Annotated in this window: 15 protein-coding genes and 1 pseudogene; 2 read left to right on the top strand and 14 right to left on the bottom strand. The window is 31.5% G+C overall.

All coding sequences use genetic code 11. The features are described 5' to 3' along the window. Positions 1-7: 7 nt before the first annotated feature. The 7 genes from murD to bshC all read right to left on the bottom strand — a co-directional run bounded on the left by murD (position 8) and on the right by bshC (position 8,371). Entirely contained in the window at positions 8-1,357 is a 1,350-nt protein-coding gene (gene murD / locus ACF91D_RS20710; RefSeq protein ID WP_107527038.1) for a UDP-N-acetylmuramoyl-L-alanine--D-glutamate ligase, read from the bottom strand. A 1-nt stretch (position 1,358) separates the two neighbouring features. Beyond that, positions 1,359-2,324 carry a phospho-N-acetylmuramoyl-pentapeptide-transferase gene (mraY, locus tag ACF91D_RS20705; RefSeq protein WP_042738931.1) on the bottom strand — a complete coding sequence of 322 codons (966 nt, stop codon included), beginning with the start codon at positions 2,322-2,324 and terminating at the stop codon, positions 1,359-1,361. 196 nt (positions 2,325-2,520) lie between these two features. Further along, entirely contained in the window at positions 2,521-4,839 is a 2,319-nt protein-coding gene (locus tag ACF91D_RS20700) for a penicillin-binding protein (protein WP_392437641.1), read from the bottom strand. Next, the gene (ftsL, locus tag ACF91D_RS20695; protein ID WP_042738933.1) at positions 4,820-5,212 is read right to left on the bottom strand and encodes a cell division protein FtsL; all 393 of its coding nucleotides are present in this window, start codon (positions 5,210-5,212) and stop codon (positions 4,820-4,822) included. The genes ACF91D_RS20700 and ftsL overlap by 20 nt, the downstream gene beginning before the upstream one ends. A 14-nt stretch (positions 5,213-5,226) precedes the next feature. Beyond that, a complete protein-coding gene (rsmH, locus tag ACF91D_RS20690) occupies positions 5,227-6,162 on the bottom strand; it encodes a 16S rRNA (cytosine(1402)-N(4))-methyltransferase RsmH (protein WP_107527037.1) in 936 nt (311 codons plus the stop codon). A 14-nt stretch (positions 6,163-6,176) separates the two neighbouring features. Then, positions 6,177-6,608 carry a division/cell wall cluster transcriptional repressor MraZ gene (gene mraZ / locus ACF91D_RS20685; protein ID WP_392437638.1) on the bottom strand — a complete coding sequence of 144 codons (432 nt, stop codon included), beginning with the start codon at positions 6,606-6,608 and terminating at the stop codon, positions 6,177-6,179. Positions 6,609-6,757: 149 nt separating this feature from the next. Further along, positions 6,758-8,371, bottom strand: a complete 1,614-nt coding sequence (gene bshC / locus ACF91D_RS20680; RefSeq protein ID WP_107527036.1) for a bacillithiol biosynthesis cysteine-adding enzyme BshC — start codon at positions 8,369-8,371, stop codon at positions 6,758-6,760. Positions 8,372-8,645: 274 nt separating this feature from the next. On the opposite strand from bshC, the gene ACF91D_RS20675 reads away from it, so the two are divergent. Next, entirely contained in the window at positions 8,646-9,086 is a 441-nt protein-coding gene (locus ACF91D_RS20675) for an N-acetyltransferase (protein WP_042738937.1), read from the top strand. A 509-nt stretch (positions 9,087-9,595) separates the two neighbouring features. Here the strand turns inward: ACF91D_RS20675 and ACF91D_RS20670 are convergent. The 7 genes and pseudogenes from ACF91D_RS20670 to ACF91D_RS20640 form a co-directional block, all read right to left on the bottom strand. Further along, positions 9,596-10,279, bottom strand: a complete 684-nt coding sequence (locus tag ACF91D_RS20670) for a YjjG family noncanonical pyrimidine nucleotidase (RefSeq protein WP_107528014.1) — start codon at positions 10,277-10,279, stop codon at positions 9,596-9,598. Between the two features lie 137 nt (positions 10,280-10,416). Continuing rightward, entirely contained in the window at positions 10,417-10,551 is a 135-nt protein-coding gene (locus ACF91D_RS20665; RefSeq protein WP_042738939.1) for a beta-class phenol-soluble modulin, read from the bottom strand. A 43-nt stretch (positions 10,552-10,594) separates the two neighbouring features. Beyond that, on the bottom strand, positions 10,595-10,729 hold the full coding sequence (locus ACF91D_RS20660) for a beta-class phenol-soluble modulin (RefSeq protein ID WP_042738940.1): 135 nt from the start codon (positions 10,727-10,729) through the stop codon (positions 10,595-10,597). Positions 10,730-10,774: 45 nt separating this feature from the next. Further along, positions 10,775-10,925, bottom strand: a pseudogene (locus ACF91D_RS20655) (beta-class phenol-soluble modulin). A 42-nt stretch (positions 10,926-10,967) separates the two neighbouring features. Continuing rightward, positions 10,968-11,102: a beta-class phenol-soluble modulin gene (locus ACF91D_RS20650; protein WP_107513336.1), complete on the bottom strand. Its 135-nt coding sequence runs from the start codon at positions 11,100-11,102 to the stop codon at positions 10,968-10,970. Between the two features lie 1,249 nt (positions 11,103-12,351). Beyond that, a complete protein-coding gene (locus ACF91D_RS20645; RefSeq protein WP_107528004.1) occupies positions 12,352-14,235 on the bottom strand; it encodes a glycosyltransferase family 2 protein in 1,884 nt (627 codons plus the stop codon). A gap of 246 nt (positions 14,236-14,481) precedes the next feature. Beyond that, positions 14,482-14,652: a hypothetical protein gene (locus ACF91D_RS20640; RefSeq protein WP_167706513.1), complete on the bottom strand. Its 171-nt coding sequence runs from the start codon at positions 14,650-14,652 to the stop codon at positions 14,482-14,484. A 192-nt stretch (positions 14,653-14,844) separates the two neighbouring features. Between ACF91D_RS20640 and ACF91D_RS20635 the strand changes: the two genes are divergently transcribed. After that, a complete protein-coding gene (locus ACF91D_RS20635) occupies positions 14,845-15,255 on the top strand; it encodes a hypothetical protein (RefSeq protein WP_107528047.1) in 411 nt (136 codons plus the stop codon). The last annotated feature ends 268 nt before the right edge of the window (positions 15,256-15,523 follow it).

Raw genomic sequence — 15,523 nt, 5'->3', positions numbered from 1 at the left:
ACATCCTTTAGAAAGATGGCAAGTGCGTTTTGAATCTATTAATGAACTTTTCTCCACGCTCTTCAAAAGTATTGTATTGATCCCAACTTGCGCATGCAGGAGACAATAGCACCACATCATTCGGTTCAATAATTTCTTGTATTTTATCTACGGCATCTTCAACATCTACTGCCTTAATCACATACTTACCTTGACTTTCACCTAAATTAACAAATTTACTTTGCGTTTCACCGAACGTTACCATCACACGCACATTTTTCATATATGGTATGAGTTCATCGAAGTCGTTACCACGATCTAACCCGCCACACAACCAAATAATAGGTTGTTCAAATGAATTTAGTGCAAATTGTGTAGCTAACGTATTTGTTGCTTTGGAATCATTGTAATATTTGTTCGTTTTATTAGTTCCGATATATTGTAATCGATGTTCAATACCTGAGAATGTGGTCAAACTCTCGATGATTGCACGTACTGAAATTCCTGCTAATAAAGCTGCTAATACAGCAGCAAGAATATTCTCTAAGTTGTGTTCACCAGGCAACACTAAATCATCTTTATGTATGATTCTGAAACCTTTAAACACGATATACCCATCTTTAACGTATATACCATCTACTTCTTGTTGTGTTGAAAAATAATATGTTTTTGCTTTTAAAGTTTCTGACTCAATCAAATGCCTTTGATGATAGTTACAAATCAAATAATCATCTGCTGTTTGATTTTCATAAATTTTTTTCTTTGCATTTTGATAATTTTCTAATGTTTCATGATAATCGATATGTGCAGAGTAAATATTAGTAATAATTGCTATATGTGGCTTATATTGATCTATTCCAAGTAATTGGAATGATGATAATTCAGTAACAAGATAATCAGTTGATGTTACTTCCTGTGCAACCTTTGAAGCAACAAAACCGATATTACCTGATATTTTGCCTGTAACTCGACTTTTTTGAAACATATCACCAATAAGAGAGGTAACTGTTGTTTTACCATTTGTACCTGTTACACCAATAATCGGCGCTTCAGATATTAAATAGCTTAGTTCAACTTCAGTTAATATCTTCAGACCTTTTTTAACTGCTGCATCAATAAGTGGTACGTGGTAAGGAATTCCCGGATTCTTAATAACTACAGGATTATTATCCAATAATGACAGTGGATGTTCACCACCAATTACTGTAATACCCATATTTTCTAAATCTTTAGCATGTGAGTCATTACTTAAATCTTTTCCGTCATTGACGATTACATTGGCACCCAATTTATTTAATAATTTAGCTGCTTCATAGCCACTTTTGGCAAGTCCAACAACTAATACATCTTTATTTTCTAACCCTGTATAATTTAGCAATTTAATTCACTCCTATCCATAATCCAATAAGCCCTGAAATTAAACCTACTGTCCAAAACACTGTAACGACTTTTTTCTCGTTCCAACCTACCAATTCAAAGTGATGATGTAATGGTGACATCTTAAATATTCTTTTACCAGTTAATTTAAATGAAGTAACCTGAATCATTACAGATAACGTTTCTGCAACAAATACAAAACCTACGAATATTAAAGATAATTCTTGATTTAACATAATTGAAATTGTGGCAAAAATACCACCTAATGCTAGACTTCCTGTGTCCCCCATAAATACTTTAGCAGGGTTTAAGTTAAAAGGTAAAAATCCTAATAATGCAAAAATCATAATCACACAGAATAAGCCGATTGATGTTGCACCTTGGAAGTATGCCATCAATGCGTACATTATAAATCCAATAATTGATAATCCTGTTGCTAATCCGTCTAAACCATCAGTTAGGTTTACAGCATTAGAAAAACCAACTTGCCAAAATACAATAAAAATAACATATGCAATTGAAAGTGGTACTTCAATACCGATAAACGGAATATGAATCCCCGTTGAAAAATCAGTTAGGTTAAACACTTGGCTTAACACAAAGAAAATTACAGCAATACCAATTTGTGCTAGGAATTTTTGTTTGCTTGTCAAACCTTGGTTATTCTTTTTCACAACAATAATATAATCATCAATAAAGCCAATTAACCCAAATCCTATTGTTACAAATAGCAATAGAATAATTGGATTTGAATTATCGATAAATATAATTGCAAGAATCGATGTAACAATGATACTGATTAAGAAAGTCAGTCCACCCATCGTCGGTGTACCTGTTTTTTTCATGTGGCTTTGTGGACCTTCTTCCCTTATGCTTTGTCCAAATTTCATTCTTTTTAAAGTTGGTATTAATACTGGGACTAATATAAATGTGATCAAAAGTGCGATGATTGCGAGTAGATAAACCATATTATGCTCCTTTATATATTTAATTGGAATATGTTTTTGTATGTCGTCATGCAGGGTTAAAACATTATGTAAAATGAAACATGGCATATCAGTGATAAGATAATATTTTTGTTATTATCGTCCACTGATATTGCCTATCTTTCAAATTGTTATTCTGTCGTTCTCAAATTTACGAATGGTAAATAAATAACGTCTATTATTCTGATTTATCACTCGATGATTTCTCTTCTTTTTTATCTTTCTTGTCTGTTGTTGACTTATCATCAGCAGATTTTTCAGATGCTGATTTGTCTTCTTTAGTTGTTTCTTCTTTTGAGTTTGAACTTGTACTTGCTTCACCATCAATTTCTTCTGATGAAAGTGTAATTTGAATTTTATCATTTTTACTAACTTTTTGACCTTTTGTTACTGATTGGCTAGATACAAAGCCACTACCTTTCATTGTCACTTTAGTATTTGTCATACGTTCAAATGCAATGACTTCTTCTTTTGACCAACCTGTCATATCTGGCATTGTAATATCACCATCAGTTAGTAGTAACACCTTATTATTAGGTAATACTTCTTTATTTGCCGTTACGGATTGACTGGTTACCTTTTCACCATTACCAATAACGATGGCATCTAGGGATTTGCCGTTGATTTTATCTTCGGCTTTCTGAGTAGCCAATCCTTCAACATCTGGAACTTTACTATATTTCACATCTGAACTATCTTTTGTATTGTTATCTCCGACATTTAAATATTTAAGCGTGTTTGCCATAATTGGTTTGAACGCTTTACTTACACCCATTTCATATGCTTCTTGGTCATTTTGTTGCGCTAAACTCATACCAGCATAAACAATGACCTTTGGATCTTTCTTAGGTGCGTCACCGATAAAGCTAACGAAATATGGATTTTCACCTTGGACATATCCTCCATTATCAGGATCAGCAACTTGCGCTGTACCAGTCTTACCAGCGATATCATAACCATCCACACGATAATTTTTAGCGTGACTGTCTTCGCTATTTACAACTTTATCCAACTCTGTACGTACCTTTTTCGCAGTATCTTTAGTAATTGGTTTGCCTGCATACTCTTTTTTACCTTTATAGTAAGTATTATTCGACACTGGATTTGTCACACTGTCGACATACCAAGGTTTAAGCATATTACCATCATTGAAGAAAGCAGATTGCGCTCTTAACATTTGTACCGGAGTAACAGTAGTAGATTGACCGAATGATGAAGTTTTTTGTTGCGCTTCATTATCCCAAGCAATTCCACCAGATGATTCACTATCAAACATGCCGTCTGTAGTTTTGCCAAAACCAAACTTCTCATACCAATGTTTCATCTTATCTGCACCAACTAAGTCTTGTAGATGCATCATTAAGGTATTTGATGAATACGTGAAACCTAATGTCATCGGGATATCTCCCCAACCTACTTTGTTCCAGTCAGAAATTTTAGACCCCATAACCGTTCTCGGTCTTGCAGTATACTCTTTATTTGGTTTGAATTTACCTTCTTGAATAGCAGCTGCTAAACCAAATGATTTAAATGTAGAACCTGGTTCATAGGTATTTTGATATAAATCATTCGCCCATTTTTTCCCGAAGTCTTTTCCTGTTTCAGGGTTAAAAGTTGGTCGTTGACTAAATGCTAATATCTCACCGGTATGCGCATCCATTACCACAGCAAATAAATCTTTTGGTTTATATCTGTCAACCATGCTATCCAACGCTTCTTCAACAAAGACTTGAATGTTCGAGTCTATTGTCAGATGAACATCATAACCACGTTTAGGTGTTTTTTCTTTTTTCGTATTCGGTGCAATATAACCCCAAATATCATGAATATATGACAAGGTACCTTTTTGCCCTTTCAGATAACTATCAAAGATCTTTTCAACACCCATCGCGCCTTTAAGTTCCCCACTATCAGGGTCCTTTTGAGCAATACCTATAAGATGAGATGCAAAGTTTCCATTAGGATAAAAACGTTCAGTCTCAGGATATAATGTAATACCTGGTAAATTCATTTTTTCAATTTTTTCTTTTTCTTGATACGTTAAATCGGTACCTTTTTGACCGAATTCAACTTGAAAGGCTTTCTTGTTATTCAACTTACTTTCGATTTCTTTGGCAGACATATCTAAAACCGTTGCTAGTTTTTTTGCAGTTTTCTTTTTATCAGTAACGTTTTTAGGTTTATCGCTACCTTCACTGGCTTTTTTACTCACAATGGCTACAAGTTTATATCGTTCTACGTCTTCTGCCAATATTTTACCGTTTCGATCATAAATCTTACCACGTTCAGGCTGTTCTTGACTGTTTACCAAGTATTTTTCATTAGCTTTTAAAATCAAATCTTCTCCAGATGAGTGGCCGGTCAACATAATATATGAATATCTTAAAACCAACGTAAAAAAGAGCAGTCCGAATCCAAGAATGAGTAGGACTGCCCCTATTTTATTTTGTTTTATTGGTAATTTTGGTTTTTTAAATTTAATTCTTCGCTTCGTCATTATTACGCACTACCTTTACATTGTCGTTCTTAAGGCTCATACCTTGCTTTTTAGCCTTGTCGTAAATGCGTTCATATGATGAGTTCTTTTTAATTTCAGATTCTATTGCGCTATTCTCACTAGATTGCTTTTCTATTTTTGTATCTAAATCTGCAATTTTCCCTCGAGTATCATACGCATCCATTTTTAAAGATAGCATATATATACTGATTAAAGCAATTATTGTTATAAGTCCTATGTATAACATCTTTTCAAATTTTGTTAACTGTACTACAACTTTTCTTTTAACTGTTTTAGGTTGGGTCGAGGGTTTTGTCTCTGGAATTTGTTGTTCAATATTATCATATGGTTGATATACTTTTTCTACTGCCACTCATAATCCACTCCTTATTTCAAGATTTCGGCTACACGTAATTTAGCACTACGCGCTCGGTTATTTATCTCTAAATCATCTTCAGTCGCAATGATAGGTTTACGGTTAACTCGTTTTAATTTGGGTGTGTATGCTTCTGGTATTACAGGTAATCCTCTTGGCACTTCAGGTCCTTTTTCATATTCTTGAAACATTTGTTTACACAAACGATCTTCAAGCGAATGGAAAGTGATGACTGAAATTCTGCCGTCTACTTTCACCAATTCAATTGCTTGTTCTAACGAATCTTCGAAAGCTGACAATTCATCATTCACTGCAATTCTAATTGCTTGGAATATTCTTTTAGCCGGATGGCCACCTTTGCGTCGAGCTTTTGCAGGAATACCTTCTTTTATAATATCTACAAGTTCTAATGTTGTATTGATAGGTTGTTGTTCTCTGTTTTGTTCGATACGTCTAGCAATTTGCTTTGAAAATTTTTCTTCCCCATATCTATGGAAAATACGAACCAAACTTTCAAATGACCATTCGTTAACAACTTCGTAGGCCGAAAGTGATTGTGTTTGATCCATTCTCATATCCAATTGTGCATCGTGATGGTAACTAAATCCTCTTTCAGGAACATCTAATTGTGGACTAGATACGCCCAAGTCATAGTAGATACCGTTTACTTTTTCAATATTCAAATCATTTAAAATTTCAGATAACTTTCTAAAATTACTATGTACAAATGTCACTTTATGTAAATGATCACTCAGTACTTCTTTAGCATTCTCAATTGCATTTGTATCTTGGTCTATTGCTATTAGCCTACCATCATCACTTAATTGCTCTAATAAATAAAGGGCATGTCCAGCTCCACCTAATGTACAGTCGACATATACACCATCTTCTTTTATATTCAAGTAATCAATGGTTTCTTTAAGCATTACGCTGACATGATGAAACACTCTAATTCCTCCATTTAAAAATCAAAATCAATTAAGTCTTCAGCAATATCTTCGAAACTATCTTCAGATTCATCATAGAAATCATTCCATGTTGCTCTATCCCATATTTCAATGCGATTTGATACACCGATGACTGTACATTCTTTACTTAAATTAGCGTATTGTCTTAAATTCTGCGGAATATTAATACGCCCCTGTTTGTCTAATTCCACTTCAACAGCACCAGAGAAAAACATTCTCATAAATTTACGAGCATCTTTCTTTGTCATAGGAAGTGTCTTCATCTTCTCTTCAATAACTTGCCATTCTTCCAAAGTGTAACCAAACAAACACTTATCAAGGCCTCTAGTGATTATAAAACGCTCATTCAAGTCATAACGAAATTTGGAAGGCACTATCATACGTCCCTGTGTATCCAACTGATGTTCGTATTCACCCATGAACATTTATAATCACCTCACCTTCTTATATTTATAATTTACCACATCTCACCACTATCCTCCACTAATTATACAATTTTCACCAAAATTTGTTATAGAACATAAAAAAATGCCCGATTCATCATTCCGATGAATCGGGCTCAACCTTACTCTATCTAAGGTTTTACAATGATATGATCGAAAGTGTAGGAAAGTGGTGGATAGGTGGAGGGCTTGAACACATCTATCCCAAATTCATTCATTATTTGGATTGGATTCCAAATTCTTTCCTGTAATCCTCCCATTGGGTGGAGCACTTCGTTAATTTCATTAAAATGTTTCATACTTATGTCATTTTCACGTTCAATATTTAATAAATATCGGTTAAGTAGATAATCATATTGCTGTTGATGAATTTCATTATTTTTATCGACTAACAGTCTATTATCATTACTATTTGAAACTTCCAATAATAAGTTTTTATATAATTCATCTTGTCGTTGCTTCATTTGCTCGACTTGTTCTAAGAATGAATCAGAGGCTTGCGCTCTAACAAATCGTTGCTTATCTTCATCTATCCCATCAACTAATACTTTGTGTAAATCAAGTTGATACTGCGATAATAATTTTTCAGTTCTTTCATTAATATAGCTAATACGCAAACGAGGTAAGACAATAGGCATCGATACGTCGACTACTTTAAACACATCACTTAACTCAGCCCAATATTTTATTTCACTCGGACCTCCAATAAATGCAACAGTATTAAACAACCACTCTTCCATAATTGGACGTGTAACAACATTATTAGAAAATCTTCCCGGTTCCTGCTCTAAAATGTTTAATAACTCAGCCGTCGAATAAACCTTATCAGATTTACTAAGTTTAAATTGGCCATTTTCAAATGTTAATAACTGTCTCATATTATCTTCGTGTAAGAATAAGTGAACATTTGTATCTGTTTGTATCATTTGTTCTAGTCCACTTTCCTTAGTACGTGCTTGAGTAGCTCTAAATGCTGTGTCGACCTCATGGTGTTGTTGGATTAATTGTTTTATAAAAGGCTTTTCAACTTCTCTCAATCCTTCATCATTAGCATCAATGAATAATACGCCATACGCTTTAAATATTTCATTTAATAATGCCTTAAACATATCAGTCCAATTATCGTATTGATCAATCACGTTTCTATATAGATTGATAATGGATTGAGAGTGTTGTGTTTCTGGCAATGCTTGGAAAAACTGATTCAATGTATCACGTAACTCTTCCTTATCAGGAGAATATCTAGAAACATTACTTTCTGGTGGTGTCATAGTATGATATTTAATTTTATGTAGCTTTGCTTTCTTCGAATTATAGGCAAATGTATGATTTACTTCGTCAAAATCATGATCCTCTCCTGCAATCCAAAAAATAGGAACTACTTTTTTATGATATTTTTCTTTTAATTCTTCACTTAACGTTATGATTGAAAAAATTTTATGCAAAGTGTATAGCGGTCCACCAAATAAACCAGCCTGCTGGCCACCAATTACTACTTTTGCACCCTTTTTCAAAGCATCTATATTCTCAACTTGCTCAGATGTAAGTGATAAATCACTCATATACTTTTCAATAACATTAGCTACTGCAATCTCTCTTCCATTATTCTCTAAATCAAATCTCTGCTTAAAGCTATCAGGATTCATTGCATCTAAATGGTAAAATTGCGCTAATGTATGGTCACTATTTTTTAGGTTCGTTATAAATTTATCGTTTTCATTTAGTTTCTCAGTCATACAATACATTCGAAATTCTCCTTATGCTACTCTATTCCTACCTAGTATAAAGTTTATATACTATATTGACAATTTTACGGCTTATAAAAATCCAACTTTTTCATTATCTTTTATTACCTGATTAACAAAAATAGTTTGAACTCTCATAATTAACTTTTATATGTAAACATACCTCCACAAATTTTCAATTATAAGTAAATACATGTTTAAAACAGTCATTTTTGTGAAAAATCAATATAAATATTGTATAATAGAAATAACAAAACAAAGGGGGAAGCCGTCTATGAGTGAAGTAAAAAGTCTAGGTATCAATTATAAAACAGATGAATTATTTGAAGATTTTAGAAATTTTGGCAACGAAGATTTATATTTAGTTGACGAACTTCGTGGTGAAATGATTGATGCTAGTTCGGATTCACCATTCTACGGCATTTACGTCGGAGATAGACTAGGTGCAAGGATGGCATTATATAGAAAAGGTGAGGTCGAAGAGCAACACTTCCCTGACTTCGAAGATTATAATATCATTTGGAAATTAGAAGTTTTACGTGATTTCCAAGATCGAGGTTATGGTACAACTTTACTAGATTTCGCAAAGAAACAAGGTCTACCAATTAAAGTTATCGCAAGAAATCAATCTAAGGAATTCTTTATTAAGCAAGGATTTACTGATTTAAATGAAACAAACAAAGATGGTCATGATGTTCTCGTTTGGACACCATAAACAAACTGATTCTAGCAGTTTCGTTTAAACATTTTGATTGCGTTAGGTAGCCATTTTTAAAATCAAAATGTAACGAGATTAAATCATATTAAATTGCCGACTCAAAAGTTTGGATTTAAACTTTTGAATCGGCATTCTTTATTTTGAAAGCCTGCGTATTAATATCCAGCGCTTATCTCATATTAATATTGTGTTTTAATCTTAATACTTATCTTGTTCTATTTGGCATCTCACATTAAAACCTAGTTAATGAGGTTATTATTTAAATTATTCATCTTATGTTGCATTTACTTTTACACAGTACATTTATGCACACAAATCACTAGCTATTTATTGGTTTAAAATGATACTTGCTACATCAGACTGTTATACAGTATACATGCTGTCATTTAGTTAAATTAGCAACTAACCCAAAACTATATGTTAAACTGCAAACTATCTTGCAAACATTTCAACTAGAGAATAAGTGAAATGTCACTCACCTATCACATATGTTTATTTGCATGTATTTAAATTAATCGAATCAATTCTTGCATATCAGTAATTGTAAAATCAGGTTCGATATCAGTAGTGTTTAATTTCTGACGTGGATTGAACCAGCAAGTTTCAATATTTGCGTTTTTTCCACCTAAAATATCAGAAGTCAATGAATCACCTATAATAATTGCATTATTACGCTTGTCCTCACCAATTTCATTAAATACAAAATCAAAGAATTCTGGCATTGGTTTTTGATAACCGGTCTGCTCTGAAACAAACACACCATCAAACAATTGACCAAAAGGCGTTTTTCCAATCCTACGTTCTTGCGTTTCTAGCACACCATTCGTAACAATATATAAGTTGTGTTGTTCTTTTAGCTTTTCTAATGTTTCTAACGTCTTGGGAAAATACTTTATCGGTGCATTGGCTAATTCATCTCTAAAGATATGGTCTGCTTCTACACCATTTACCTTTAACGCATGTAAATCGAAATACGCTTCGAAACGTTTAGATAACACTTCATCCTTAGTTAATAAATTATTCTGAAACGCTTCCCAATGTGATTGATTTACTTTCATAAATGTTTCTAAATCATGCCTAGTTGTATGTAATTGGTAATGTTTAGTTAAATTAAAGAACGCATATGCTTCTGCATCGTGAAAATCGACTAATGTATCATCAAAATCAATAAATATATTTTTACTTTCCATTTTATCCCACTACTTTCTCAATTTACTCGACCGTAATTTCTAATTAAGATAGTAACATATATCACTTAATTCAGTATATAAAATTAGACATTAAAAAATGGCCAAGGTTATCACCTTGACCATTGTCTATATCAATATTAGAATCCGAATAATTTAGAAAGTACGCCTACACCATTTTCAACGATGCTTACAATACCTGTTCCTAATTTAACGTTGTCCCCATCGATTCCTGCTTGTACTGTTTGTTTGATTGCCTCGAATAATTTTTCCATGTTAGTATCTCCTCTACTATTTATTTTTTATAATTTTCAACTATTAGAATCCGAATAATTTACCTAATAAGCCAACACCGCTTGATACGATATCAACAATGCTTGAACCTAATTCTGCGTCGTTTCCTGATTTTGCTGCTTCAACTGTTTTTGCGATTGCTTCTGCTAATTTTGTCATAATAAATGCGCTCCTTTGAGTTATTTATATATTTTAAATTAATGCTTAGAATCCGAATAATTTACCTAATAAACCAACACCGCTTGATACGATATCAACAATGCTTGAACCTAATTCTGCGTCGTTTCCTGATTTTGTCGTTTCCTGATTTTGCCGCTTCAACTGTTTTTGCGATTGCTTCTGCTAATTTTGTCATTTAAAATCTCTCCCTTTATAATTTATATTTAAAATGTTTAAATTAGAATCCAAATAATTTAGAAAGTACACCTGCACCATTTTCAACGATGCTTACAATGCTTGTACCTAATTTAGCGTTGTCCCCATCGATTCCTGCTTGAACTGTATCTTTAATTGCTTTGAATAAATCTTCCATTAAAAACACTCCTCTATATTTTTTGAGATCTTAAAGCTTTTACAAACTTACAAAATATTTAAAACGATGTTGTGCTTTGGTTTAATAAGCTATCGTTTTGTTATCTATAATATAAAATATAATACAATTGAATTGTGCAATTTTTCCTACTCCACTATTTTTACATCAAATCTGTCAATTTTTACATTGTGAATTACAGTTTTGAAATCCTAACTGTATTATGCGCTATTGAATTATATACAATTAGAAATAATGATGTATTTTTACAATAATAATATCGATAACTATTTATTATATTCGTTAACTTATTTTGTGTTTGTAGTGTGCTATATCATCGGCTCGCTTTCCTAAGGGACAGCTTCAGCCTGTAGTCTTCAGCTCGTCCTGTTCCTTCAGGAGTCTCGCCTTTATATATGTTTCCATTTTTATTTTGTATTAATGAATTATTTTGCTAATCATCTTAGCTTTTTATTTTTATTGTTTGTATTGATTTACTCTTAATATATATAAACAATAACGAGATCTAAGTTCATTAACTTATCTTGTGTTTGTAGTGTGCTATATCATCGGCTCGCTTTCCTAAGGGACTGCTTCAGTCTGCATTTTTCAGCTCGTCCTGTTCCTTCAGGAGTCTCGCCTTTATATATGCTTCCATTTTTATTTTGTATTAATGAATTATTTTGCTAATCATCTTAGCTTTTTATTTTTTAAGACATAAAAAATCCCCTTCAAAGTTGACGTTTTTGAGTGTCTACTTTGAAGGGAACGATCTTTAATTGTATAACTTTCGTATATAGCACATGGAATTTACGACCCAGCCTCTTATGTGTTTACTACTAATAATAAAAATGCCCTTTCGATGAAATGACTAACAATGTAATATCATTTATACCAATTTCTGTATATAACGCCATGTATGACACCACAAATGATCATTGGTTATTCACTCTCCAGTGACCTATAATACTAAATGCCAATTATTTCTATTCATAACTAATTCACTCACAACGTTCTATTTACAACGCACAAGTAATGTACGTTGCTTTTTCCGAAGCAACGTACACTGAGCAAATTAATCAATTATTCTAATTCTCTTACAGTTATTTATTAAATACCACTCACGAAAAAATTAAAACATATTTTTATTTAAAATTTTATCAATTAACCAAATAATATTTTTACTCAAAAATATCTAAATAGGATAAAGGAATAGATATGACAAAATCTAATAATATTATATTTGAAAAGTTTAGTTTATTGCTTGAACAAACGATTTATTCGCAGTAATAAAAGTATCCGAATCTGTTTTTAATCTAGGCGTTCCTTTAGGTGATAGGATGACCTTTTCAATCGCTACCACACTGTCAGACTCTAATATATTTATTGTGTTTTTAAAGTTCCTTGAATCATATTCTTTACATTGCTGTAAAATTTTCACTTTTTGTGGTGCTTTATAATAATATTGGTCGTTATTATCTTTAGTGACAGCAGCAACAAACGCCCTATTTGCTGTAATCACTTTATTGTCGTCAATTAATAATCTAGGTGTTCCTTTTTCGGTATACTCTATGCCATTCACTTCTAATATTTCTCCAACTTCCACAATACGATCGACTTGTGCCGTAAATTCGACATCATGATAAATTTTAAACTTATTAAGCACAGATACAGTTTGCGGATTAAAATGAAAGTATCTTTTCACTGCATCAGGTCTTTTATTATTTTTTTCCTTTTGCATAAACTCAGCCTTAAAATTTTGTCTCTTCAAATTAATATTAGAACTCATATTAGGCAAATTCATATTCACTGTATACGGTTTATATTCGTTGTAAATTAATACAATATTAAAATTATATGCAAAATCCTCTAATACAGAAGATTTGATATAAATTTTGTTATTTCTTTCAACATATTCCACTTCTTGTGCATGAGGTTCATTATGAATCTCCGTGAACAGTACCTTATCAATAGTAATATCAGGATGTTTATAGACTCTAATTTGTTCATAATGAACACCTTCATATTCGTGCGTACCTTCATATACCGCAAACATTTCTTCCGTGACCGGTATTAAATCTTGTAACTGTTCTGGCATTACGAAATGAACTTGATTGTTTTTTATATAGCGATCTGCTTTACCACCTTTAATTAACATTGCTATATAGTCATATAAATCATCATATCGATGTTCATACAGTAATTTGAAATTATTTTTATATTTGTTTTCAATTATATAATCTTCAATATTTTTACCATTCATACGCAACACTTCTGTTAAACGGTTAAAGTAATCGTAGAATTCTGCTTTTTGATAGCTCTTTAAAAATCTTTTTTTATTAAATAACCTGCTTATAAAATCAACTTCAACTATTCTACTAATTGCTTGAAATTCTGCTTTTTCCGGTAAATTTAATTGCAACACTTCTTCTAAAACGGTTAAGTTATCTGCAGTTTTTTCTAATATATTCGTTTCAGTAACAAGTGATTGATTTTCATTGTATCTATTTACATGATAAACCGCTGCTGAATTCATCGAAGCAGTTTTACATCTGGAAATTGCTTCAATAAAGAATAATTTATCTTCGCCAAACTTTAAATGTTTAAACTTTAGTTTGTTAGATTTTATAACATCTGCTTTCACAATTTTTCCCGGTGGGCCAACAGCCCTAAATATTTTATCTATTTCATACGGAATGAGGCCATTTTCCACTTTAAATGATGTGAACCTTCCCAATTTACTAATTCCTCTATCGTCGTGTTTAATACTTTGTCCAAAGGCAATATCCGAATTATGTTTGTTAGCTTGCAATAGTAACTCTGGAAACCCCTCACTATCCAACCAATCATCTGCATCTAAAAAGGTAATATACTTACCTGTTGCATAATTCATGCCAACATTCCTTGGCTCTGCTGGACTCCCTGTGTTCTTATCTAACTGTATAACTTTTAAAAAATTATATTTTTGTTGATAAGATTCAATAATACTCAACGACGAATCCGTTGAGCAATCATCTACAAAAATCGCCTCAACATAATGATGATCAATATTCAATTGGTTTATTGATTCAATACAATCATGTAAAAACAATTCTTTATTATAAACAGGAACGATAATAGTTACTAATTTATCCATATTAAAACTCCTTTTGGCTGTTCAACATTGAATTACACTAAATTATTTGTATTATCATATTTATACCCAAGGCCATAGGGGTAATATGCAACTATTTTTAACATTTATCTATCATCCACTTAATTATTTAACAACGCGGTAACTTAATAATATTAATGTCGCTTACGTATTCAATTTAGCTGAAACAAAAAAACCCTTGCTTTTGAATGTATTTCATCACTCAATAAACAAGGGTTTATTACTGTATTACTTATTATTATTTTTATCTTTATTCAAAAACTTCATTAATTTATCTACATACTTGGAATAATCTTTACCTTTTTTCTTTTTCACTTGATCATTCACTTTATTTAAGCCTTTTTCTAATTGTCCGTTTTCCACATATTTATTTAGTTGTTGCTTTAATTTTTCTTTCAACAAAATCCCCCTCTATTTGTGTATTGATTAACAAATTATTTATTTGATAATCAATCTTTTTATATCTATAACATAATATATTAAACCCTAAATTACTAATTAACCGAACATTATTACATTAATTGTAATATCTGTAATAATTATTTATACTTCAAACTGCTACTTAAAAATTGATTAAGGGGTTAAATAACTATGGCAAATGTTATTTTTGATGGTACTATCAATGTTACTTCAATAATAAATTGGTTATTAAAACATTATGATGATCATGTATACATATTTTCTAACCAAATTCAAAATTATCCAATGAAAATCCGCCTTAATAAGCGCGTACATTTTAATTACTATGACCATTTTTCTTCATATAACAGTGATATTTTAATTAAAAATATCAAATTCACAATTACTTTAATTCCAATTATAAACAACCCTCAACATATGCGCTTTATTAATAAACATCTCTATCACCAAACTTGTGATGCCTATTTAATTACAGCCTCATTAAGTAATCATAGTCATAACGAAAGATCAAAAAAAGTAAATAATGCGAACATAAGACACTTAAAAATCACAAAACAATCACTCCAAAATAATTTAAAATAGGTAGATACTACAAAAATTAACACTAGACTGATAGAAATAATTAAAAATAAAGAAAGCACCAATCTTTAGTGAAATTCATTTAAATTATTAAATTATAAAAATATAATACACCTCAAGTCCGATTGACTATATCTAATTACCTAATTAAACTATAATTAATATAATAATTTCTAAAGGTTGTGACCCCATGAAACAAACTATCGAAGGCTTTATTTATTTAATCATTGTATGTCTATTATTCATGGCATATTTATATCCAATTGTGACA

The sequence above is a fragment of the Staphylococcus sp. 231237_7MaSpsaltlick genome (genome assembly GCF_043107035.1).
The sequence above is the reverse complement of the archived record's forward strand: the minus strand, read 5'-3'. Positions and strand labels throughout refer to the sequence as shown.

Bases quoted from the DNA above. Each gene is read 5' to 3' on its own strand.
- mraY (WP_042738931.1), bottom strand. From the start codon at position 2,324: ATGGTTTATCTACTCGCAATCATCGCACTTTTGATCACATTTATATTA.
- ACF91D_RS20700 (WP_392437641.1), bottom strand. From the start codon at position 4,839: ATGACGAAGCGAAGAATTAAATTTAAAAAACCAAAATTACCAATAAAA.
- mraZ (WP_392437638.1), bottom strand. From the start codon at position 6,608: ATGTTCATGGGTGAATACGAACATCAGTTGGATACACAGGGACGTATG.
- bshC (WP_107527036.1), bottom strand. From the start codon at position 8,371: ATGTATTGTATGACTGAGAAACTAAATGAAAACGATAAATTTATAACG.
- ACF91D_RS20675 (WP_042738937.1), top strand. From the start codon at position 8,646: ATGAGTGAAGTAAAAAGTCTAGGTATCAATTATAAAACAGATGAATTA.
- ACF91D_RS20670 (WP_107528014.1), bottom strand. From the start codon at position 10,279: ATGGAAAGTAAAAATATATTTATTGATTTTGATGATACATTAGTCGAT.
- ACF91D_RS20665 (WP_042738939.1), bottom strand. From the start codon at position 10,551: ATGGAAAAATTATTCGAGGCAATCAAACAAACAGTACAAGCAGGAATC.
- ACF91D_RS20660 (WP_042738940.1), bottom strand. From the start codon at position 10,729: ATGACAAAATTAGCAGAAGCAATCGCAAAAACAGTTGAAGCAGCAAAA.
- ACF91D_RS20650 (WP_107513336.1), bottom strand. From the start codon at position 11,102: ATGGAAGATTTATTCAAAGCAATTAAAGATACAGTTCAAGCAGGAATC.
- ACF91D_RS20645 (WP_107528004.1), bottom strand. From the start codon at position 14,235: ATGGATAAATTAGTAACTATTATCGTTCCTGTTTATAATAAAGAATTG.
- ACF91D_RS20635 (WP_107528047.1), top strand. From the start codon at position 14,845: ATGGCAAATGTTATTTTTGATGGTACTATCAATGTTACTTCAATAATA.